We start from the raw sequence: 22,764 nt of genomic DNA on the forward strand, positions 1-22,764 counted from the left end.
CTGGCTTTTTATTGGTGTTTTACTAGGTATTAGCGATTAATGAATATTGTAATTATAGGTAAGTCTGGGCAGTTAGCATTTGAGCTTTCTCGTGAACTAGAAAATAGCGAGCATCAAGTTTCGTTTTTGGGGCGTGATGATATTGATATTACGAGTGCCTCTAATATTGAAGAAACGCTATCGTCTTTATCGGCTGAAGTTCTAATAAACGCATCGGCCTATACAGCTGTTGATAAAGCCGAAGAAGATACCGAGGCGTGTAATGCTATTAATATGCTTGCCGTTAAAAACTTAGCAAACTTCTGCAAAGCTAACGGCGCCTTCATGGTGCATGTGTCTACTGACTATGTGTTTAACGGTCATAAAGGTTCACCTTATTTAACTGACGACATCATTGAACCACAAGGTGCTTATGGCAAATCAAAAGCAGAAGGCGAAAAAGCGCTGCTTGAAATACTGCCAGATGCTAGCTGTCTAATTCGCACAGCTTGGGTTTACTCTTCGCATGGTAATAACTTTGTGAAAACCATGCTGCGTTTGATGGCAGATAAACCTCAGTTAGGCGTAATAGATGACCAAATTGGTACGCCTACATGGGCTAAAGGTTTGGCTGAAGCTTGTGTTTCTGCCGCTTTTAATAAAACCAGTGGCGTGTATCACTGGACTGATGAAGGTGTAGCTAGCTGGTATGACTTTGCTTTAGCTATTCAAGAGCTAGGTGTTGAGAAAGGTTTACTAGCCAAATCAATTCCAGTGTTACCTATACCGTCAAGCCAGTATCCAACGCCTGCCAAGCGCCCGCATTACAGTGTATTAGACAAGCAAACCGCGCGCGAAGCGTTTGCGGCGTGTAAGCCCACGCACTGGCGCAAGCAATTAGCCAGCATGTTAGATGAATTGAAAGCGTAAGTGACAAGAACAAGATTATACTTTTGGTAAAAAGAAAATGAGTAAAACTATTTTAGTAACAGGTGGCGCAGGTTTCATTGGCTCTGCAGTAGTACGCCATCTTATAAACGACACTGAGCATACCGTGGTTAACTTAGATAAGCTAACTTACGCGGGTAATTTAGAGTCATTAACACCCGTTTCAGACAACAATCGCTACAGCTTTGAACAAGTTGATATTTGTGATGCTGAAGAAGTAAAGCGTGTTTTCAACACGCACCAGCCAGATATCATCATGCACCTTGCGGCAGAATCTCATGTAGATCGTTCAATTGACGGGCCTGGCGAGTTTATTCAAACCAATGTAGTTGGTACATACACTTTGCTTGAGCAAGCAAGAGCATATTGGTCTGAACTTGAGGGCGATAAAAAAGCTGGGTTCAAGTTCCATCATATTTCTACCGATGAAGTATATGGTGACCTTCCCCACCCGGATGAAGTTGAGCCAGGAACAGAGCTTCCACTCTTTAAAGAAACTACACCGTATGCGCCAAGCTCGCCATACTCAGCAAGTAAAGCAAGCTCAGATCAGCTAGTGCGTTCGTGGCTTCGCACCTATAAGTTACCAACACTTGTAACTAACTGCTCTAACAATTACGGCCCGTACCACTTCCCGGAAAAGCTTATTCCTTTGGTTATTCTAAATGCACTAGCTGGAAAGCCGCTGCCTGTATATGGCAAGGGGAATCAAATTCGAGACTGGTTGTATGTTGAAGATCATGCACGTGCATTGGTAGTGGTTGCGCTTAATGGCGAAATCGGTGAAACCTACAACATTGGTGGCCACAACGAAAAGCAGAACATTGAAGTAGTGCAAACTATCTGTTCAATTCTGGATGAAGTTAAGCCAAAAGATAGCAAATACGCTGAGCAAATTACCTACGTTCAAGATCGCCCAGGGCACGATATGCGCTACGCTATTGATGCTAGTAAAATTGAGCGTGAGTTAGGATGGAAGCCACAAGAAACCTTCGAAAGCGGTATTCGCAAAACTGTTGAGTGGTATTTAGCAAACGAGGGCTGGTGGAAAGCAGTTCTTGACGGCAGTTACCAAGGCGAGCGTTTAGGTACAGGAAGCTAGTTAGATAACAATAATTTTTTAAGCCTCAGTTTACTATGTTAGCTGGGGCTTTTTTGGTTAGGGAGACAATATTCACGTAGTGGTGCGATTGTTGCTATGTTAGCAATAGTGCACTTAGGCTTTGTATTGAAATGATGGTTTTAGACTGAAACGCACCGGCTCACCATGGTTTCTATAAATTAAGCACCTTTATGATGCATTGTTCATGAGATTTTCAAAAAACTCTGGCAATATATAACGAGAATATTTTAGTAATTATTTCTATCGCTGATAGTTAATAGGATTGGAGAAACAGTAAATGGAAAGTACGTTAGCTAAGTACAAAATAGCAGTAGCAGGTACGGGTTATGTAGGGCTTTCAAATGCAGTACTACTTGCACAGCACAATGAAGTGAAAGCAGTCGACTTGGTACCCGAAAAAGTCGAAATGCTAAATAACAAAACGTCTCCAATTGAAGACAAAGAAATTTCAGAATACCTAACAACAAAAGAGCTTAACCTTGAAGCTACGTTAGATGCACAAGTTGCTTATAAAGATGCCGACTACGTTGTCATTGCAACACCAACAGATTACGACCCACAAACAAACTACTTTAATACAGGTAGTGTAGAGGCAGTTATCAAAACAGTGATGGAAATTAACCCTAATGCTGTGATGATTGTAAAATCGACTGTACCAGTAGGGTTTACTAAAGACGCAAAAGCACGTTTTGGTTCTGAAAATATTATTTTCTCTCCAGAGTTCTTGCGCGAAGGCAAAGCGCTTTACGATAACCTTTACCCAAGCCGTATTATTGTGGGTGAGCAAAGTGAACGCGCTGAAATTTTCGCAAAATTACTTCAGCAAGGTGCAATTAAAGAAGAAATTGATGTGTTATTCACCGACAGCACTGAAGCAGAGGCCATTAAGCTTTTCGCTAACACTTATCTAGCGATGCGTGTTGCCTACTTCAACGAGTTAGACAGCTATGCCGAGCGTAATGGTCTTGATACTAAACAAATCATTGAAGGTGTTGGTTTAGACCCTCGTATCGGCAGTCACTATAACAACCCGAGCTTTGGTTACGGCGGTTACTGCTTACCTAAAGATACCAAGCAGCTTTTAGCAAACTACAGTGAAGTGCCTAACAATATGATTCAGGCTATTGTAGATGCTAACCGTACGCGTAAAGATTTTATCGCCGATTCCATCGTAAGCCGTGGTCCAAAGATTGTAGGCATTTATCGCCTTATCATGAAGTCTGGTTCTGATAACTTCCGTGCAAGTGCGATTCAAGGCATCATGAAGCGTATTAAGGCTAAAGGTATTGAGGTTGTAGTTTACGAACCAGTACTCAAAGAAGAAGAGTTTTTCCGTTCACGTGTTGTAAACGATCTAGAAGAGTTTAAGAAAATCTCTGACGTTATCGTCGCCAACCGTGTAACGGGTGACATCGAAGACGTACTAGATAAAGTATACAGCCGCGACCTGTTCAACGCCGACTAACATAAGAATTGAGATTGCGAAAAGCATTAGTTTTTTCGCAATCCAACCTCACAAAAAACTTCCCAAACCTTAAAAATCAAAATAAAATCCGCACAAATTCAACCCCTGCCATTAAGCCTTAAGCTTAATCACACTCGGCGGGGAAGAAGCATGCTTTAAATGATGGGGTCAGAGTACATTTCTGCGTCCAATGATATCAGTTCACTGGTTACCAAAACCAGTAAACAGAGTATTGCGTTCATGCTACCCACCACATAAAACCGCATGAACATATTTTTGTTTTAGTTTGCTTTTTAGCGGAGTCATTATGAATAGGCTGCGTGAGCTGTCCAGCCAAGTGATGGATGTTTACCAATCTCTTTCTCAAGAATTTAGTGCGTTCCAATCTAATCAGTCTCTCAACTGTGTAGAAAAATGTGGTGCGTGTTGTAATAAGCCCGACATTGAAGTATCGCCACTAGAAATGTTGCCTTTTGCATTGCACCTGTTCGATACGGGGCAGGCAGATCAAGTATTCGATGAACTTGAAAGCTACAGCGGCTTTGCTTGTAAGCTATATCAGCGCTTAAGTTTAGATGGTTCAGAAGGTTATTGCGGTATTTACGAATATCGCCCCGGTATTTGTCGTATGTTCGGCGCGGCTGGCTATAAAACGAAGTCCGGCGAGGCCACGCTTTCGGTATGTAAAACTATTAAGCAGGCAGTACCTGAAAAGTACGCGGCTGCCCTAATAGCTATACAGCCACAGCGTTCAGACGTAATCGAGCAACCGTTAATAGGCGATATCGCTGCAAATAATGCTGATCAATCTACAGCCATTAAGCCGCCTATGATCGCAGAAGGTAGACAGAAGCTCGCACAACTTGACTACGATCTAGGCGATAAGCTTATGCCGATAAACGATGCGCTTCGCTTCATGTTAGAAAAGTTTCTGACGCTTAGCTTCTATTCACAAGATATAGATGATGGCGTTGCGGCTTAATAAACGCAGGGAAGAGTGATTATTCTGCTTTTGTTGTTAAAGCGTGTTTCGTATACCCCAATGTTATCCCCTACGATACAAAATGCGATAGCTAGATACCCAAGTTTAAAGGCAGATAAACAGCGAATGTCATATTATCTACAAGATATTGGGGAATAGGATGTCTTCGAAATGGTTAGAAAGGTTGTTGATCGTGAGTGCTTCGAGATGGTCGAGACGCTCGCTGAAAATGCATACATTGGTCGCGGACGTTTCGACTGGTCAAAAGTTCAGCAGGAAGCGCACCGATTGCTTGACGAGCGCTTCGGTGAATCACAAGTAGAGCTTTGCGTGGAAAAATGTAAAGGCTAAGCTAGTTACTGAAAATCTCTTTTGCTGAGCCAATGATATCCTCACTCAACGTGTACTCTGCGCGGCTTTTACCTGTAATTGCGTAATATCGTTCACTCAAAGCCTCTGATTTGCCAATACAATGCACATCGTATTGTTTTTCTACATGCTCGGCTATCGCCGAGGGGGCGCAAAATACCCCAAAGTTCTCGCTACCAAATAGTTTGAGAAGGGCACTATCGTCGAACTCTGCCACAATTTTGGGGTACAGTTGCTCTGTTGCTAGCCAGCTGGATAGGGCGTGTCTAATACCCGAGGTGTTACCCTGCATTAAAAGTGGCATGTGGTTTAGGCAGTCAGGAAAGCGTTGGTTGGCAGAAAGTGGTTGCTTGGCGAAAAAACTTAGCGAACTTTCACCTAGGAGGTAGCTGTTTGCGTTTACTTGCGTGCCCGGAGCAATTCCTCTGTCAGCCACAATGAAATCGACAGCGTTAATGGCCAGTTCTTTTAGCAGTCCATCAAAGCTATCTTCTCTTATCACAAACCTCACGTTTGCAAATTTACGCATGGTGCCGTGAACAAAATCGTAAAAAAGCACTTTTGGAATACCATTTGTAATACCTATTACAAATTCTTTCGTATTCACTTCATCGCTATTGTTAAGTATTTCAGCCAGTTGATTACCCTTGTGAAATATTTCACTGGCATACTGGTACGTCACTTTGCCTTTCGCGTTTAGGTATAGTCGTTTGTTTATTCTATCGAATAAGGAGTAACCAAGCTGACTTTCAAACGTGCTTAGTTGCCCGCTCACTGTTTGAGGAGTAACGTGAAGTATTTTTGCTGCTTTTGCGATACTGCCTTCGCGTGCGACTAGATAAAAATAATACAAATGATGATAGTTTAGGTGATGCATATTTTAGCAGCCTGTTAAACGGGCGGAGAAATGTACTCTGACCCCAGCATTTACAAACGCAATTATTTTCGATGAACTATTAAGAATATAACAGATTTATTCTAACTCGCCATTGGAATAGACTATAAACGTTGTTGCATAAACTATTTAAAACAACGCATAACTAACTTTTCTCAGCTAGCGGTATATTGAAGACATAACTATGGCTAAAACAATAAACTTACGTAAAACGCGAAAAACACTGTTTTCGCTACTAAAACCCGAGGCTGGCTTTTTTTGGGTTGCTATCGCTTATGGCGTTGCAATCAGTTTAATGACATTGGCAGTGCCAATTGCGGTGCAAACGCTAATTAACAGTATTGCCAATATTGGCTCAACTCGAGCTGTGGTCATCCTAGCTGTTATTTTGTTCCTTACTTTATTTATATCGGGTGTGTTTAGCGCCCTTCGTATGCGGGTGATGGAGTTTTACGAGCGAAAGGTTTACGCACGTTTAACTGCCGATATCGGCCTTAAAACTATTCTCGCGCCCCATAGCTTTTTTGAAGGGCGTCAAAATGTGAGCATAACCCAGCGCTATTTCGACATTATGACGTTTCAAAAGAATATTCCGTCTTTAATGATTGATGGTTTCGCGCTTGTACTACAGATGCTGGTGGGCTTTACGTTGGTTTCATTTTACCACCCCGCACTTTTCGCCTTTAACGTAGTACTACTACTCACTATGTATGCGGTGTGGAAAATTTGGGGCCGCGGCGCTAAACGAACGGCTATCGAACTTTCTCACGCTAAATATGATTCCGCGAAGTGGCTGCACGACATTGCGATTGCACACGAGTTCTTTAAGTCGGCAGATCATGTCGAGTACGCTGGGCGCAGTACTGAAGGCTACATCAGTGACTATGTGCAAAAGCATAAAAATCATTTTCACTACACGTTCGCGCAGGTGGTGATGTTCCTATTAATGTATGCGGTGGCGAGTGCGTCGCTACTTGGTATTGGTGGTGTGCTTGTTGTTCAAGGCGAGCTTTCTATTGGCCAGCTTGTCGCTGCCGAGCTGGTTATGTCTGCCGTATTTTTTGGGCTATCTCGTTTCACTCAATACTTGAAGCTTTATTACGAATTATACGGTGCAGCCGAAAAGCTAGGTGGTGCCCTAGCGATGCCGCAGGAAGAGTTAAATGCTTCAGAGCATATCCCCACATCGTCTAAGTTAGTGTTTAACAATGTAGAGCTTAAACATGGCAATGATACCTGCCATTTAAACGTTATTTTTGAGCCAGGAACGAAATACTTCGTGACTACTGATAAAAGCTGGGTTCAAAAGCAATTACTGGGGCTTGTAAAACAATACGACCGCGTGAAGTCAGGCGATATATTATTAGGTGAATTTAGCCTAAACGATTATGACACCCATGAGTTAAGGCAGGCGGTAACTATTTTAGATCGCTCCCTGATTATAGAAGTGTCTATAGAGCGCTATTTGAAACTGGCTCATCCAGAGGCAAGCATAGCCGATATTCGCGCAGCCCTTGAAGAAGTTGAAATGGCAAAGGTTATTGATAGCTTACCGGAAGGTTTGCAGACCAAAGTGTCGGTATTAGGTGCGCCTTTACAGCCGCTAGAGTTCTTGCTGCTTAAACTGGCCGCCGCCATTATTGGAAAGCCAAAGCTCCTTATATTGAACCAACACTTCGATGCCATTCCAGTAGAGTTACGAACTCGATTATTAAGACGCCTAAGCAAATACGATTTTACCGTGATGTATTTTACCAATATGCCACTACAGGATTGTTTTGAAGGTGTGCTACATCTCCATGACAATGCTACGGCAATGTTAAACGAATATACTAACGGAGAGTCACCGATTAGTGTCGAACTCGAAAGTACGAACAATAAGGAGGGTGAGTAAGTGAATAACGCTGAACGTCGCTTTTTAGACAACATTACCTCATTGCCTTCTTTGAAAGTGCCTAAGCTACACCGCATAGTCACTGGCATGATTATTTTCTTAGTGCTCGCTGCTGGCTTAATACTGTACTTCACCCCTTGGATCCAAACCGCTTATGGCACAGGCATGGTGGACTCGCTCGATCCGAAAGACAGAACTCAACCTATCAACGCGCTTGTAGATGGGCAGGTAAAGCAGTGGCATGTAAGGGAAGGGCAGCAGGTGAAGGCGGGCGACCCTATCGTTACGCTTATTGATATTGATGCACAGCGCCTTGAAAAGCTTCAGTCTCAGCTTTCGGCTGCGAACTTGAAAAACCAAGCTAATGAAACTGCGGTCAGAAATGCCGAAAATAACTTGGCGCGCCAAAAGTCACTGCAAGAGCAGGGCTTGGTGTCTCGTAAAGAGGTTGAACAAGCCGAGATTAAAGTACAGGAGCTAAGAGCGAAAGCTGCTGCGTCGGTATCTGAAATAAACGAAGTAAGCATGACGCTCTCTCGCCAATCTACACAAACAAAGCTCGCGCCGGTGGATGGTACGGTGGTGCGTTTATTATCTGGAGGTGTGTCTACCTTTGTGAAATCTGGCGACATCTTAGGTCAGTTCATTCCTGCTGATGCCAAGCGCAGTGTGCGGGTAACGGTAAGAGGGCTAGACGCACCATTGGTGAAGCCTGGTGCAAAAGCGCGATTGCAGTTTGAGGGTTGGCCAGTTTTCCAGTTTAGCGGGTGGCCGGGAAGTGCAATAGGAACCTTCGGCGGTGAAGTTGTATATGTAGAGCCAGTAGCCAATGCTACCGGCGACTTTAATGTTTGGATCAGGCCTGACGAGTCAGACATCCCGTGGCCAGCAGAAAGCTCAGCGCGATTAGGCAGCCGAGTGAAAGCATGGGTGTTGCTAGAAGAAGTACGATTAGGTTATGAAATGTGGCGTCAGTTAAATAACTTCCCTCCATTACCTACACAGCAAGCATCTTCTGGTGGTGCAAAAGGTTCGGGGGCATCTATATGGTAATGCGCAGATTGTTTTTTACTGCAATTGCATTAGCTACCTATATAGGTGGGAGTGTACCTGGTTCATTTGCGCAGACGCAAAATACGAATCAAGTACAAACTGAAATTGCTAGACAGGCACCAACCATAGAAGCGTTAGTTGATAGTATGGTGAACTATCACCCTTATGTGCAGGCTATTAACGAAGGTAATTACCAAGCTGCCGCTGAACTTGAGATTGCACGAAGCTAGCTTCGACCCCTTTATTGAGCAGAAAACAAAGAGCCGAGTGTCAGGTTACTACGATGGGACAAATCTCACTCAGCGTTTCACTAACCCAATTGAAGATTTTAACGCGTCTGTATTTGGTGAGTATCGAATTGCAGCGGGTGACTTTCCTAGCTATGAAGGGTACTACGATACGCTGTCTGCTGGCGAGGCGAGTGTAGGTGTTGCCATGTCTCTTTTGCAAAATCGCGAGATAGATAAACGCAGAACTGAATTGCGCAACGCTGGGCTGGCTACGTCGCAATGGCAGGCACTAGCGACGAGCCTTATAAACGACTTTGTCTATAAAGGTGTAAGTGAATACATTGCGTGGTATGAGAGTGCGTTACAAATTCAAGCCGTTACTGAGTTACTAAATACAGCGTCAGAGCGTGAAAAAGCGCTAGTCACTCGAGTAGAGAAGGGTGACTTAGCCAGTATTGTGCTTACCGAGTTTAAAGCCAACTTACTTCAACAGCGCTTAACATTAGCCGAGCTTAAACAAAAGCGCGACATGCACGCGCAAATGCTGTCTTTTTACTGGCGCTCGCCAAATGGCGACATGTTGGCAATTAATAGTGAACAGCCACCTAACGAGTTAAGCTGGCCCTTTTGGATTGGCAACAGTCAATTGGTTACGCTTCGCAATGCTCTACGCAGTCACCCTGAATTGGACGTAATGAAGTTAGAGCAGCAGGTGGTAGAAAATAAGGTTACGCTTGCTGACAACGCGCTACTTCCAAAGCTTGATCTTACCGCATCTATTGCCAGAGATGTGGGAGCAGGGTCGGAAACACTAGAGGGCACAGAAACGAAAGTAGGTTTGTCGTTCTCTTATCCGCTAGGCAACAGAAAGGCAAAAGCAGAGCGCGCTCAACTTCAGTCAAAGCAAAGAGAGCTTGCACATAAGCTAACATCTACACAGCAAGCTATTGTACAACGATTCGAGCAAGCTTTGATTTATTGGTCGCAAGCAAAAGATATTGTTGCATTGCAAAGCGAAAATGCTGAGTTAGCAAAAACTTTGTCGAAGGTAGAGAAAACGCGATTCGATGCAGGTGACAGCGATATGTTCGTATTAAATGCGCGAGCGCAAAATGAGATTAAAGCCAAGATCAAAGAGATCAAAGCCAAGGTCGACCTATTAAAATCCGAGCTTATGCTATATAAAGAAGCGGCAATGCTTCACTCCTTCGACGAATGACTTTGTAGAATCCAGTTATCGCAATTGCAATATAGGCGATGTTCAAGTGCTGAAAAGATTAAAAGTACGTGTGCTGTTACTACGACAAACCTTATAGCAGTTGAAGTTACATACGAAGCCAAAAACCAAAAACGGCGTATTGATTCACTCAATACGCCGTTTTTGGTAAAGCATTATTTATGAACTAAGGCACTAATTGTTTAGCGCACTATTTACATCGTCTTCGCTCAATCCAGCTGACATTGCATATTCTTTTAACTTATCTTCAGACACACCTGCATGTTGTGCGGTATTTAATATACGCAATACTTGTTCACGCTGCTGCGATGACTCTCGTACCGCTGTTTCAACCACTGTTTCCGCTTCGTTAGGGAATACAGCCAAAAGCGCATCTACTACATATTCTCCTACAAAAGGGACTGCGTTTAAGGCGCTTGTCATGATATCGACTATTTTGTTCGGATGTTCTTGCGATAATGTCTGAACAATACTATCAGCCGCATCTGGTTGCGTTAATACGGCAACACGTACAATCTCATCTAATTCTTCAGGCGTAGAGACTGCCGCAGCTTGCACTACGAAATCCACGTAAGTCGGTTCTGCTTTTATAGCTAGCTGTACAATGTTAGGGCAGCTGCTAACTTCTTTCTCAATAGCTAACTGAACAATTTCTTCTGTTGAGGCGGGCTGTGCAGAAATAGCCGCAAATATTATTTCTCTGTACTTATCTGGGTAGGTATCTAACGCAATGTCTACAATAGATACGATTTCTTGGGGATAGTGACCCGCAATCGAGCTTATTGCTCTGCCTACCGACATGGTTTGTTTTACCTGTCTCTTTAGAAAGGCAGTTTGAAAGCGGTTTGGCTTTTCAGCGGTTTCAACGCTTGTCGAAACAGAAGGCTGAATAACTTCACTCGAAGAAGCGTCTTGTGCCATTGCAATAAAACTAACCTGAGAAGCTAGTACTGCAGATGATAGCAATGAGAGCGTTCGTAACATAAACCCACCTTTATAATTATTGCGTAGTCAATTTATGACACCACCAGTATTAATACATTTATAAAAAACGCAAAGCGTGCATCGTTTACGCTTATATAGGTTTTTATACGTATTCCCTTACGCTGGCTTCAATATCATTAACTAATACCAAGCACTAATATAATAACGGCAGTATCAACTACTACTTTAAGAACGACTACTTTATAGGATCTGAATCCCCATCCTATTAGTAATTAGTCCATATTGTCTACTAATTATCACATTTGAATGAAAAATAGACGGTTGGTTCAGTTTTTTCATCTTTTTTAAAATAAGTGTTGACGTGAGCGCTCATTTCCCTAAAATGCGCATCCGCTTCGGGGGAAAAGCAAAACAGCAAGCCTCCTGAAGTAAGTCTCTACTACCTATATAGGCCAGTAAAGACGGGAGTTTAGAAGAAACGCTTCAGAAAATAAATTTTCAAAAAGTGTTGACAACGAAAACTTCCAGCGTATAATGCGCACCTCACTCGAACAGGGTGAGTCACTAAGAAGCGAACGGCTTCTAGTGAATAGCAGCGAAGCTGCTACGTTCTTTAACAATTTAGACAAGACAATCTGTGTGGGCACTCGTTAAGAGTGTCACAACGACGATTCATATTTCGATATATTTAATTGAAGAGTTTGATCATGGCTCAGATTGAACGCTGGCGGCAGGCCTAACACATGCAAGTCGAACGGTAACATTTCTAGCTTGCTAGAAGATGACGAGTGGCGGACGGGTGAGTAATGCTTGGGAACTTGCCTTTGCGAGGGGGATAACAGTTGGAAACGACTGCTAATACCGCATAATGTCTTCGGACCAAACGGGGCTCAGGCTCCGGCGCAAAGAGAGGCCCAAGTGAGATTAGCTAGTTGGTAAGGTAAAGGCTTACCAAGGCAACGATCTCTAGCTGTTCTGAGAGGAAGATCAGCCACACTGGGACTGAGACACGGCCCAGACTCCTACGGGAGGCAGCAGTGGGGAATATTGCACAATGGGGGAAACCCTGATGCAGCCATGCCGCGTGTGTGAAGAAGGCCTTCGGGTTGTAAAGCACTTTCAGTTGTGAGGAAAAGTTAGTAGTTAATACCTGCTAGCCGTGACGTTAACAACAGAAGAAGCACCGGCTAACTCCGTGCCAGCAGCCGCGGTAATACGGAGGGTGCGAGCGTTAATCGGAATTACTGGGCGTAAAGCGCACGCAGGCGGTTTGTTAAGCTAGATGTGAAAGCCCCGGGCTCAACCTGGGATGGTCATTTAGAACTGGCAGACTAGAGTCTTGGAGAGGGGAGTGGAATTCCAGGTGTAGCGGTGAAATGCGTAGATATCTGGAGGAACATCAGTGGCGAAGGCGACTCCCTGGCCAAAGACTGACGCTCATGTGCGAAAGTGTGGGTAGCGAACAGGATTAGATACCCTGGTAGTCCACACCGTAAACGCTGTCTACTAGCTGTTTGTGACTTTAAGTCGTGAGTAGCGAAGCTAACGCGCTAAGTAGACCGCCTGGGGAGTACGGCCGCAAGGTTAAAACTCAAATGAATTGACGGGGGCCCGCACAAGCGGTGGAGCATGTGGTTTAATTCGATGCAACGCGAAGAACCTTACCTACACTTGACATGCAGAGAACTTTCTAGAGATAGATTGGTGCCTTCGGGAACTCTGACACAGGTGCTGCATGGCTGTCGTCAGCTCGTGTCGTGAGATGTTGGGTTAAGTCCCGCAACGAGCGCAACCCTTGTCCTTAGTTGCCAGCATTAAGTTGGGCACTCTAAGGAGACTGCCGGTGACAAACCGGAGGAAGGTGGGGACGACGTCAAGTCATCATGGCCCTTACGTGTAGGGCTACACACGTGCTACAATGGCATTTACAGAGGGAAGCGAGACAGTGATGTGGAGCGGACCCCTTAAAGAATGTCGTAGTCCGGATTGGAGTCTGCAACTCGACTCCATGAAGTCGGAATCGCTAGTAATCGCAGGTCAGAATACTGCGGTGAATACGTTCCCGGGCCTTGTACACACCGCCCGTCACACCATGGGAGTGGGATGCAAAAGAAGTAGTTAGTCTAACCTTCGGGAGGACGATTACCACTTTGTGTTTCATGACTGGGGTGAAGTCGTAACAAGGTAACCCTAGGGGAACCTGGGGTTGGATCACCTCCTTACCATTACGTCGAAAGACGCACTTGATGCAGTGCCTACACAGATAGTCTTGTTTATATTTAAAGATGACTTAAATAAAAGCCCTTAGCTTTGATTTAAGATCAAACCTAAGTGTTTTGAATTAAGCACTATGCTCTTTAACAATTTGGAAAGCTGATATTAATAGTAATCAATCAAAATTGAGTAACTGAGAAATCGAAAGATGAACTTTTTACTCTACTTGACTGAATTGCTTGTTATCAATTTATTGATAGCAAGGCAATTCTTCCGATTAGCTTGTCATTCATGCGACATAACTTAGACAGAAGTCAAAAGGCTGTTTGGGGTTGTATGGTTAAGTGACGAAGCGTATACGGTGGATGCCTTGGCAGTTAGAGGCGATGAAGGACGTGTAAGTCTGCGAAAAGCTGTGGTGAGCCGACAAAATGCATTTGAGCCACAGATGTCCGAATGGGGAAACCCACCTATTTATAGGTATCGTTACGTGAATACATAGCGTAACGAGGCGAACGAGGGGAACTGAAACATCTAAGTACCCTTAGGAAAAGAAATCAATTGAGATTCCCCTAGTAGCGGCGAGCGAACGGGGAACAGCCCTTAAGCTGTATTGAATGTAGTGGAATCCTTTGGGAAGAGGAGCGATACAAGGTGATAGCCCTGTACACGACGCAATCTTTACAGTGAAATCGAGTAGGTCGGGACACGTGTTATCTTGACTGAATATGGGGGGACCATCCTCCAAGGCTAAATACTCCTAACTGACCGATAGTGAACCAGTACCGTGAGGGAAAGGCGAAAAGAACCCCTGTGAGGGGAGTGAAATAGAACCTGAAACCGTATACGTACAAGCAGTGGGAGCCCTTCGGGGTGACTGCGTACCTTTTGTATAATGGGTCAGCGACTTATATTTAGTAGCAAGGTTAAGCGAATAGCGGAGCCGTAGCGAAAGCGAGTGTTAACTGCGCGTTTAGTTGCTAGGTATAGACCCGAAACCCGGTGATCTAGCCATGAGCAGGTTGAAGGTTGAGTAACATCAACTGGAGGACCGAACCCACTGACGTTGAAAAGTCAGGGGATGACTTGTGGCTGGGGGTGAAAGGCCAATCAAACCGGGAGATAGCTGGTTCTCCCCGAAATCTATTTAGGTAGAGCCTCGGACGAATTCCATTGGGGGTAGAGCACTGTTAAGGCTAGGGGGTCATCCCGACTTACCAACCCTTTGCAAACTCCGAATACCAATGAGAACTATCCGGGAGACACACGGCGGGTGCTAACGTCCGTCGTGGAGAGGGAAACAACCCAGACCGCCAGCTAAGGTCCCAAAATATTGCTAAGTGGGAAACGATGTGGGAAGGCATAGACAGCTAGGAGGTTGGCTTAGAAGGCAGCCACCCTTTAAAGAAAGCGTAATAGCTCACTAGTCGAGTCGGCCTGCGCGGAAGATGTAACGGGGCTAAGCAATATACCGAAGCTGCGGCAGCAAGTTTACTTGCTGGGTAGGGGAGCGTTGTGTAAGTGGATGAAGGTGAGTTGTAAAGCTTGCTGGACATATCACAAGTGCGAATGCTGACATGAGTAACGATAATGGGAGTGAAAAACTCCCACGCCGGAAGACCAAGGTTTCCTGTCCCATGCTAATCAGGGCAGGGTAAGTCGGCCCCTAAGGCGAGGCAGAAATGCGTAGTCGATGGGAAACGGGTTAATATTCCCGTACTTATATAATCAGTGATGGAGGGACGGAGAAGGCTAGGCAAGCTTGGCGTTGGTTGTCCAAGTGAAAGTGCGTAGGCTGAAGACTTAGGTAAATCCGGGTTTTCAAGGCCGAGACACGAGACGAGCTCCCAAGGGAGTGAAGTTGTTGATGCCCTGCTTCCAGGAAAAGCTTCTAAACTTATGATTATATGAACCGTACCCCAAACCGACACAGGTGGTCAGGTAGAGAATACTAAGGCGCTTGAGAGAACTCGGGTGAAGGAACTCGGCAAAATTGTACCGTAACTTCGGGAGAAGGTACGCCTCTGTTTGTGAACACTTCGCGTGGTAAGCAAATGGAGGCCGCAGTGACCAGGTGGCTGGGACTGTTTATTAAAAACACAGCACTCTGCAAACTCGTAAGAGGACGTATAGGGTGTGACACCTGCCCGGTGCCGGAAGGTTAATTGATGGGGTTAGTTTTCGGACGAAGCTCTTGATCGAAGCCCCGGTAAACGGCGGCCGTAACTATAACGGTCCTAAGGTAGCGAAATTCCTTGTCGGGTAAGTTCCGACCTGCACGAATGGTGTAACCATGGCCACGCTGTCTCCACCCGAGACTCAGTGAAATTGAAATCGCAGTGAAGATGCTGTGTACCCGCACCTAGACGGAAAGACCCCGTGAACCTTTACTACAGCTTGGCACTGAACATTGAACCTACATGTGTAGGATAGGTGGGAGGCTTTGAAGCACAGTCGCTAGATTGTGTGGAGCCGTCCTTGAAATACCACCCTTGTATGTTTGATGTTCTAACATTGGTCCCTCATCGGGATTGTGGACAGTGTCTGGTGGGTAGTTTGACTGGGGCGGTCTCCTCCCAAATAGTAACGGAGGAGCACGAAGGTTAGCTAATCACGGTCGGACATCGTGAGGTTAGTGCAATGGCATAAGCTAGCTTAACTGCGAGACAGACACGTCGAGCAGGTACGAAAGTAGGTCATAGTGATCCGGTGGTTCTGTATGGAAGGGCCATCGCTCAACGGATAAAAGGTACTCCGGGGATAACAGGCTGATACCGCCCAAGAGTTCATATCGACGGCGGTGTTTGGCACCTCGATGTCGGCTCATCACATCCTGGGGCTGAAGTCGGTCCCAAGGGTATGGCTGTTCGCCATTTAAAGTGGTACGCGAGCTGGGTTTAGAACGTCGTGAGACAGTTCGGTCCCTATCTGGTGTGGGCGTTGGATGATTGATGGGAGCTGCTCCTAGTACGAGAGGACCGGAGTGGACGAACCGCTGGTGTTCGGGTTGTGATGCCAATCGCATTGCCCGGTAGCTATGTTCGGAACGGATAACCGCTGAAAGCATCTAAGCGGGAAGCCGGCCCAAAGATGAGTCATCCCTGAACTTTAAGTTCTGGAAGGGTTGTTATAGACGATGACGTTGATAGGCAGGGTGTGGAAGCGTTGTAAGGCGTTAAGCTAACCTGTACTAATTGCCCGAGAGGCTTAACCATACAACGCCCAAGAAGCTTTAGGCTTTTGAGTGTTGTAGACAAGCTAAAGTAAGTAGAGTGAAAAGTAGTTACTCACTGATTGAATTAATATTATCTTTCCCAAATTGTTACCAGTTTTTCCTGGCAGCCATAGCGATACGGTACCACCTGACTCCATTCCGAACTCAGAAGTGAAACGTATTAGCGCCGATGGTAGTGTGGGGTTTCCCCATGTGAGAGTAGGACACTGCCAGGTCCCATTAAGAAGAACCCGCCTAACGGCGGGTTTTTTGCTTTATATAGAAGCTATAGCATCCATGTATGTAAGCTAACAGAATTCAGTGAAGTTGATAGAGCATCAGCTTTACGCAGTAAACGCTACTGCAAACCAGTTTTCCTGGCAGCCATAGCGATACGGTACCACCTGAAACCATTTCGAACTCAGAAGTGAAACGTATTAGCGCCAATGGTAGTGTGGGGTTTCCCCATGTGAGAGTAGGACACTGCCAGGTCCCATTAAGAGAAACCCGCCTAACGGCGGGTTTTTTGCGTTTGTAAGAAACAAAATAATTAGGTAGAACGAGGGACAGGTTGAAAAATAATCGGTATGGTATAAAAACACCAAACAACTAGGAAGTTTGTATGTCATCCTTACCATTTGATAATAGCCCTGCTTATTTGCGGGGAAATTTTCAACTTGAATCTGTGACCGCTCTATTAAAGCAGCATGCAGAACTTGTTTGCTTTCTTCTAATAGTCTTCTTCTTCGTTGGTAATGCATTTATTGAGAATAGTGAAAAAGAGCGGGTCTTAAGTAACCCACAGAAAAACGACTTTTTCTATATTGACTATAGAGCTATAGATCCCACTTCGGATGCTCGATTTCGCTATGTCCCCCTGAAATTACTTAGTGCTGATAATGATACTCTTACTTTTAAAGTCGGAAACATTGCTCACACAACACCTGTCTCGCCAAGTCAACATGCGAAATTTGATAAAGCTTTATTGCTGCGCAATTACTATCGTGTTGATAACCTTGTGCTTAGCAAAACAAAAGTAAATGAGTTCGTTAATTCTGGTGCCATTTATGATGCTAGACGGCCACGAAATATTTATATAAACGGTTGGATGGTTTTGCACCTAAATGAGTTAGTACCAGATAACAATCAGTAACAAAGTACTCTCACCCCGCTACTTAATACTATCCGCTTATAGATAATTAGGTTAAGTCGGTCTACATTTTAGGTTTGTAAATGAAATGTTATTTGGGTCTAATGAAGTTCTTAGTTTTAGCTGTAATTGCAAGTCTCGTTAACGTAGTGATGTCTTTTGTGACATCAGAAGTCTTATTTGCTTCGTGCGCGATCTTTCTTACTATTCTTCTCGCAGCCTTTATTATTGAAAAGGCGTTTCAAAACCAAAATATATCGGCGAGCAAAACCGTTCTATCTGATGATTATAAGAAAAACGCTCACAGCGATGATGCTACAAAGGTAAGCCACGCCGCGAGTAATATTGCTATAGATAGTGCTTCAATCTCTTTCTTTTTAGAACAGTTATCCAAGGCTTTTAATGAGCAAGTTGCTAATATCAGTGAAATGAGCGGCAGACTACAACAGCTCGAAGCATCATCGACTCAGTTAGATGAACTTGCCAAAAATGCTGCTTATTCTATGAATGAATCCGATGAAAAAACGCAACGTGGAAGTACCTCTTTAAAAGAAGTAATAAACCAACAACAGCAACTGGTTAAAAACATAAATGCGTCATCTGAAGCACTTATTACGCTAAAGAGCAAAGCTGAGGGCATTAGTACCATAACAAATACGATAAACCAGTTGGCCGATCAAACAAATATGCTCGCGCTAAACGCCGCTATTGAAGCTGCAAGAGCAGGAGAGCAAGGACGTGGTTTTGCTGTGGTTGCTGATGAGGTACGCGAGCTTGCTAAGAAAACAACCGACGCCACGTCAGGAATAGAAAGCCTACTGCTGGACATGAACGCAAGCAGCCAAGCTGCAGTTGCTACCATGGAAACAGTGCTCAACTCCAGTGACAACATGAATGCAAAATTGCAGGATAGCGAAGAAGCTATCTCATATTCTAGTAAGCTCTCCACAAAAGCACGCGAGTCAATGGGAGCAATGCAAGCAATGGTAGAAAATAACGCGGAGCATAGCGCAGGGATAAGTACAAATATCCTTCAACTCCATGTTACTACAGAAAAACTAGAGCATGACTTAACCGATGTTTCTACTCAAGCGCTTTCATTGAGCAGCCAAGCTGAGGATATTTTTAGGCTACTGGAAAGCTTCGATGTAAATGATAGAAATAGTGAAGTAAAAGACATCGCGGTTAACGCTTCTAAAGTTATTGGAAAACGGTTCGAGCAGGCTATATCAGAGGGCGCGATATCAGAAGCAGAGCTATTTGATTTTAACTATAGACCTATACCAAACACCAACCCTGTAAAGCACACGACACCTTTTGATAAATTTACCGATAATGTACTTCCTGCAATCCAAGAGCCTCTATTAGATAAACACACCTTTATAATCTATGCCGGTGCGGTTGATAAAAATGGCTACTTTCCTACCCACAACAAGAAGTTTAGTCAGCCTCTTACTGGCGATTATGATACGGATTTAGCAAATAACCGAACTAAGCGGATATTCGACGATAAAACCGGAAGACGTTGTGGCAGTAATACCTCAACATTCTTGCTGCAAACCTACAAGCGAGATACAGGTGAGGTCATGCATGATCTATCTGCACCGATATATGTGAACGGTAAACATTGGGGAGGGTTTCGTATTGGTTATAAAGCCAAAGAACAGTAAGTTCTCTGTATTTACGTATAAGCGCTAGCTTCCGTTTTCTCACTTTAACGAATGAAAGTGGTAATGCTCTAGCGCTTTGCAATATTGGCAACAATATTATTCCTTCTTTGCGCTTTTATTTGCTGCTTCGTTACCCTACCATTAGCGAATTGTTCGCAGTTCGTAAAACTCTATGCCTTCACTACAACCATATAGCACATTTGGCCTTGCCGCTTCTTGTGATTCTATCCAGTCGTTTAGCGACGTTACTTCATTCCTGTCTATCTTCAATACTTCTAAAAATAATAATAAAGCCATTTATATATTAGGCGGTGGAAGCAATTCAGTCTTCACTGACGACTTTGACGGTACAATTCTGGTTAACGAGATTAAAGGAATAAGCCATTTTGATACAGAAAGTCACCATTACTTACGGGTAGGTGCAGGTGAAAACTGGCACGACTTCATTACTTTGTGTATGAAAGAGAAGTGGTATGGTTTCGAAAATCTCGCCCTAATACCAGGTTCAGTAGGCGCATGCCCAATTCAGAATATTGGTGCGTACGGACGAGAAGTGAATACGCTAATTGACAAAGTAGAATGCGTATTTCTTGAAACCGGCGAGCAGGTATTGCTGGGCAATGAAGACTGTCAATTTGGCTATAGAGACAGTGTGTTCAAGCATGCACTAGCGAACAAAGTGCTAATCACTCATGTAAACTTTAAACTGCCCAAGCACTACGAACTTGAAACCAGCTATGGCGAACTAGCGGCACTCACTGAGCCTACACCAGAAAAGGTGTATAGTAAGGTAATAGAAATTAGGAAGAGCAAACTTCCCGATCCTGCCGAGCTAGGCAATGCAGGAAGTTTCTTCAAAAACCCGGTGGTTTCAAAAGCAGTGTTTCAAGCGATCGCACAAGAGTATGATTCAGTGCCCCATTTTATGGTGCACGGAGGTGTTGAGCTGCCAGCCACTGAAAAAGAACAAATAAAAATTCCTGCCGCGTGGCTTATCGACCAAGCAGGTTTTAAAGGCAAAACGTTAAACAAAGTACGTTGCCACCCTACACAGCCATTGGTACTTACTAACATAGGTGGCGCTACCGGAAGCGATGTAATTACCATGGCGAAAAATATCATAGCAAGCGTACAGGATAAATTTGGCATACAGCTGGAGCCCGAAGTACGCTTATTAGGAAGCAAAGGACTTATTTCGCTATGAGACAAGCATCAAAAGCTATAAGAAAACATATACTCGCTTTGTTGTCTGACGGTCAGTTCCATTCAGGTGAAACCATTGCTCAGCAAGTTGGACTTTCACGTACCGCAGTAGCGGGTCATATTTCCCAACTTGCCGATTGGGGGTTAGATGTATTTAAAGTAAAAGGTAAAGGCTACCGATTAGAACGAGGTTTTCCATTGTTAAGCGCTGACAGCATTAAACGCCATTTAGGCAATACAAAACGAGCGGTTATTGATGTGGAGTCGGTTTTACCTTCTACCAATACAGAAATGAAAAAGCGTATTGCGAGCAAACGAGAAGATCTTGAAAATGGCGATGTTGTTTTTGCCGAAATTCAAACCGATGGGCGAGGGCGACACGGCCGTTCATGGTTAGCGCCAGTTGGCGGCAGCTTAACTTTTTCTATGTATTGGTCTTTTCCTGATGGTTATCAGAGTATGGCTGGGCTTTCTTTATTAGTAGGTCTAGCTGTTTGCGATGCGCTCAAAGAATTTGGTGTCGAAGATGCTGAATTAAAATGGCCAAATGATATTTATCTGCAGGGTAAAAAGTTGGCGGGCGTACTTATTGAAGTAGAAGGGCAAATAGGTGCTACTGCGCATAGTGTTATCGGCATAGGTTTAAATGTTTGCGTACCCGATAATCAGTACGATGTTGGTCAGCCTCATAGCGATCTTGCTTCTTATTTAGGCACTATCCCAGATAGAAATGCATTAGCGGCAGAAATTATTAAATCGCTGTGGTCTTATTTACCTAAATTTACCCAGCAGGGCTTCGGGCCATTCACTGCATATTGGGAAGCGCTCGACTTATACGCCGATAAACGCATTGTTTTACAAATGGGTGAGAAGCGTTTTTCCGGAATTGATAGGGGAGTGGACGCCAGCGGCGCGCTACTCGTTGAAACGCAAGACGGTATTACCCGATTCCACGGTGGCGAAGTTAGCCTTAGAGGCAATTAACTTTTTATTTTTGTTTTACTTTATAGCTGAGCTACGAAGATTTTGGCCATTATTTATAATAAAAGTACTTCGTAGTTCATCTTTGTGATTTTTAAATAGCATTTTATCCGTTCGTTTTACGCATTGCTTTGCGATTGAAACCAAAAATATGAACAACATTGAAGAAAACTACGTCATATTAGTGGATATCGGTAACACCCGAATAAAATATTCACTGCTTTGTCATGCAGAAGAAGAGCCTAATGCATGTGAAGATGCCAATTCTCTCTTCTCTTTTATCGATTCTCAGAAAAATATTTCCCATTTGTATATAGCTTCGGTAAGAAATCAGGAGCTGGTTGATGAAATATCCGCCATGTGTAACGAGCGAAATATTATTTTTGTAGAAAAGCACACAGAGAAAGAAGCCTTCGGCATAAAAAATAGTTACGCGAATGTTCAAAAAATGGGCGTTGATAGATGGCTTGCGATGGTCTGCGCGGCAGAAAAATCAAAAAAAGCATTTTTTGTTATGGATGTGGGTACGGCAATAACGGTCGATTTTGTTGTGGATGGTCAACATTTAGGCGGTTGGATCGTACCTGGTTTTCAAGTAATGCGTAATGCTTTGGTTGCTTCTACTAAAAAAGTGTTCGCGAATGATGAAATTCCGACCACCTTTGGTGTGGGAACCGATACTGAAGATTGTGTGGCATCAGGGTGTCATGCGGCACTATATGGTGTTTATTTGAGCGCGATTGATTACATATCAAGCAAACAAACCGATTTTGATATAATTTTAGGGGGTGGAGACAAAAAAGTGTTTGCATTCTTAAAATCTGCTGATAACATGCGCCTCGCTCATTTGGTGATGCAGGGTCTTGCCCGCTACGCTCGAAGTGAACTTCTAAAGTGAACATCGACGTAAGTTTTTGATTAGTTGAAAAATTGGTCAAAAAAGAAAATTGAAAAATTTTCAAAAAGACACTTGCACAGAGTTAAACAATACTCTAGAATGCGCACCCACTTGATGTAGTGCCGACTTAGCTCAGTTGGTAGAGCAACTGACTTGTAATCAGTAGGTCGCCAGTTCGATTCCGGCAGTCGGCACCATCAATCTGGAGGGGTACCCAAGCGGTCAACGGGAGCAGACTGTAAATCTGCCGGCTCAGCCTTCGCAGGTTCGAATCCTGCCCCCTCCACCACTTTCTCTATGAGGTGGCCAGAGAA

16 protein-coding genes, 2 tRNA genes and 4 rRNA genes are annotated in these 22,764 nt (G+C 44.1%); 20 read left to right on the top strand and 2 right to left on the bottom strand.

Going from position 1 to position 22,764, the window contains the following annotated elements:
• The first annotated feature begins 39 nt into the window (after positions 1 to 39).
• The 5 genes from rfbD (at position 40) to ACYX4M_RS09730 (ending at position 4,848) form a co-directional block, all read left to right on the top strand.
• Positions 40 to 909 (top strand): dTDP-4-dehydrorhamnose reductase, encoded by an 870-nt coding sequence (gene rfbD / locus ACYX4M_RS09710; protein ID WP_476082831.1) that lies wholly within the window; start codon positions 40 to 42, stop codon positions 907 to 909.
• Positions 910 to 946: 37 nt separating this feature from the next.
• The gene (rfbB, locus tag ACYX4M_RS09715) at positions 947 to 2,029 is read left to right on the top strand and encodes a dTDP-glucose 4,6-dehydratase (RefSeq protein WP_476082832.1); all 1,083 of its coding nucleotides are present in this window, start codon (positions 947 to 949) and stop codon (positions 2,027 to 2,029) included.
• Between the two features lie 298 nt (positions 2,030 to 2,327).
• On the top strand, positions 2,328 to 3,515 hold the full coding sequence (locus tag ACYX4M_RS09720) for a nucleotide sugar dehydrogenase (RefSeq protein WP_476079938.1): 1,188 nt from the start codon (positions 2,328 to 2,330) through the stop codon (positions 3,513 to 3,515).
• A 307-nt stretch (positions 3,516 to 3,822) separates the two neighbouring features.
• Positions 3,823 to 4,497 carry a YkgJ family cysteine cluster protein gene (locus ACYX4M_RS09725; RefSeq protein ID WP_476079939.1) on the top strand — a complete coding sequence of 225 codons (675 nt, stop codon included), beginning with the start codon at positions 3,823 to 3,825 and terminating at the stop codon, positions 4,495 to 4,497.
• Positions 4,498 to 4,668: 171 nt separating this feature from the next.
• Positions 4,669 to 4,848 carry a hypothetical protein gene (locus ACYX4M_RS09730; RefSeq protein ID WP_476079940.1) on the top strand — a complete coding sequence of 60 codons (180 nt, stop codon included), beginning with the start codon at positions 4,669 to 4,671 and terminating at the stop codon, positions 4,846 to 4,848.
• 1 nt (position 4,849) lies between these two features.
• Here ACYX4M_RS09730 and ACYX4M_RS09735 read toward each other — a convergent pair whose 3' ends face one another.
• Positions 4,850 to 5,743 carry a LysR family transcriptional regulator gene (locus ACYX4M_RS09735; protein ID WP_476079941.1) on the bottom strand — a complete coding sequence of 298 codons (894 nt, stop codon included), beginning with the start codon at positions 5,741 to 5,743 and terminating at the stop codon, positions 4,850 to 4,852.
• Between the two features lie 202 nt (positions 5,744 to 5,945).
• Here ACYX4M_RS09735 and ACYX4M_RS09740 point away from each other — a divergent pair, with 202 nt between their 5' ends.
• From ACYX4M_RS09740 to ACYX4M_RS09755, 4 genes are read left to right on the top strand one after another with little or no spacing between them, the layout of a single operon-like run.
• The gene (locus ACYX4M_RS09740) at positions 5,946 to 7,655 is read left to right on the top strand and encodes an ABC transporter transmembrane domain-containing protein (protein WP_476079942.1); all 1,710 of its coding nucleotides are present in this window, start codon (positions 5,946 to 5,948) and stop codon (positions 7,653 to 7,655) included.
• On the top strand, positions 7,656 to 8,708 hold the full coding sequence (locus ACYX4M_RS09745) for an HlyD family secretion protein (protein WP_476079943.1): 1,053 nt from the start codon (positions 7,656 to 7,658) through the stop codon (positions 8,706 to 8,708).
• Complete coding sequence (locus ACYX4M_RS09750; protein ID WP_476079944.1) at positions 8,708 to 8,938, top strand: hypothetical protein; 231 nt, start codon at positions 8,708 to 8,710, stop codon at positions 8,936 to 8,938. Before ACYX4M_RS09745 ends, ACYX4M_RS09750 begins: the two co-directional genes overlap by 1 nt.
• 37 nt (positions 8,939 to 8,975) lie before the next feature.
• Complete coding sequence (locus ACYX4M_RS09755) at positions 8,976 to 10,157, top strand: TolC family protein (protein WP_476079945.1); 1,182 nt, start codon at positions 8,976 to 8,978, stop codon at positions 10,155 to 10,157.
• 192 nt (positions 10,158 to 10,349) lie between these two features.
• Here ACYX4M_RS09755 and ACYX4M_RS09760 read toward each other — a convergent pair whose 3' ends face one another.
• Entirely contained in the window at positions 10,350 to 11,159 is an 810-nt protein-coding gene (locus ACYX4M_RS09760) for a hypothetical protein (RefSeq protein WP_476079946.1), read from the bottom strand.
• 650 nt (positions 11,160 to 11,809) lie between these two features.
• Between ACYX4M_RS09760 and ACYX4M_RS09765 the strand changes: the two genes are divergently transcribed.
• From ACYX4M_RS09765 to ACYX4M_RS09815, 11 genes are all read left to right on the top strand, one after another.
• Positions 11,810 to 13,342 (top strand): 16S ribosomal RNA (locus tag ACYX4M_RS09765).
• A gap of 330 nt (positions 13,343 to 13,672) precedes the next feature.
• Positions 13,673 to 16,549, top strand: a 23S ribosomal RNA gene (locus ACYX4M_RS09770).
• Between the two features lie 119 nt (positions 16,550 to 16,668).
• Positions 16,669 to 16,784 (top strand): 5S ribosomal RNA (gene rrf / locus ACYX4M_RS09775).
• A 140-nt stretch (positions 16,785 to 16,924) separates the two neighbouring features.
• Positions 16,925 to 17,040: ribosomal RNA gene (gene rrf / locus ACYX4M_RS09780) — 5S ribosomal RNA — on the top strand.
• The 16S, 23S and 5S rRNA genes sit together here, the layout of an rRNA operon.
• Positions 17,041 to 17,170: 130 nt before the next feature.
• Positions 17,171 to 17,701: a hypothetical protein gene (locus ACYX4M_RS09785; RefSeq protein WP_476079947.1), complete on the top strand. Its 531-nt coding sequence runs from the start codon at positions 17,171 to 17,173 to the stop codon at positions 17,699 to 17,701.
• A 101-nt stretch (positions 17,702 to 17,802) separates the two neighbouring features.
• The gene (locus ACYX4M_RS09790; protein ID WP_476079948.1) at positions 17,803 to 19,368 is read left to right on the top strand and encodes a methyl-accepting chemotaxis protein; all 1,566 of its coding nucleotides are present in this window, start codon (positions 17,803 to 17,805) and stop codon (positions 19,366 to 19,368) included.
• Positions 19,369 to 19,540: 172 nt separating this feature from the next.
• Positions 19,541 to 20,572, top strand: coding sequence for a UDP-N-acetylmuramate dehydrogenase (murB, locus tag ACYX4M_RS09795; protein ID WP_476079949.1), 1,032 nt, complete (start codon positions 19,541 to 19,543; stop codon positions 20,570 to 20,572).
• Complete coding sequence (birA, locus tag ACYX4M_RS09800) at positions 20,569 to 21,555, top strand: bifunctional biotin--[acetyl-CoA-carboxylase] ligase/biotin operon repressor BirA (RefSeq protein ID WP_039222269.1); 987 nt, start codon at positions 20,569 to 20,571, stop codon at positions 21,553 to 21,555. Before murB ends, birA begins: the two co-directional genes overlap by 4 nt.
• A gap of 148 nt (positions 21,556 to 21,703) precedes the next feature.
• The gene (locus ACYX4M_RS09805) at positions 21,704 to 22,450 is read left to right on the top strand and encodes a type III pantothenate kinase (protein ID WP_476079950.1); all 747 of its coding nucleotides are present in this window, start codon (positions 21,704 to 21,706) and stop codon (positions 22,448 to 22,450) included.
• A 121-nt stretch (positions 22,451 to 22,571) separates the two neighbouring features.
• Positions 22,572 to 22,647 (top strand) — tRNA-Thr (locus ACYX4M_RS09810).
• Between the two features lie 7 nt (positions 22,648 to 22,654).
• Positions 22,655 to 22,739 (top strand) — tRNA-Tyr (locus tag ACYX4M_RS09815).
• Positions 22,740 to 22,764: the final 25 nt, after the last annotated feature.

This window comes from Alteromonas sp. ABV4_150 (assembly GCF_056311745.1).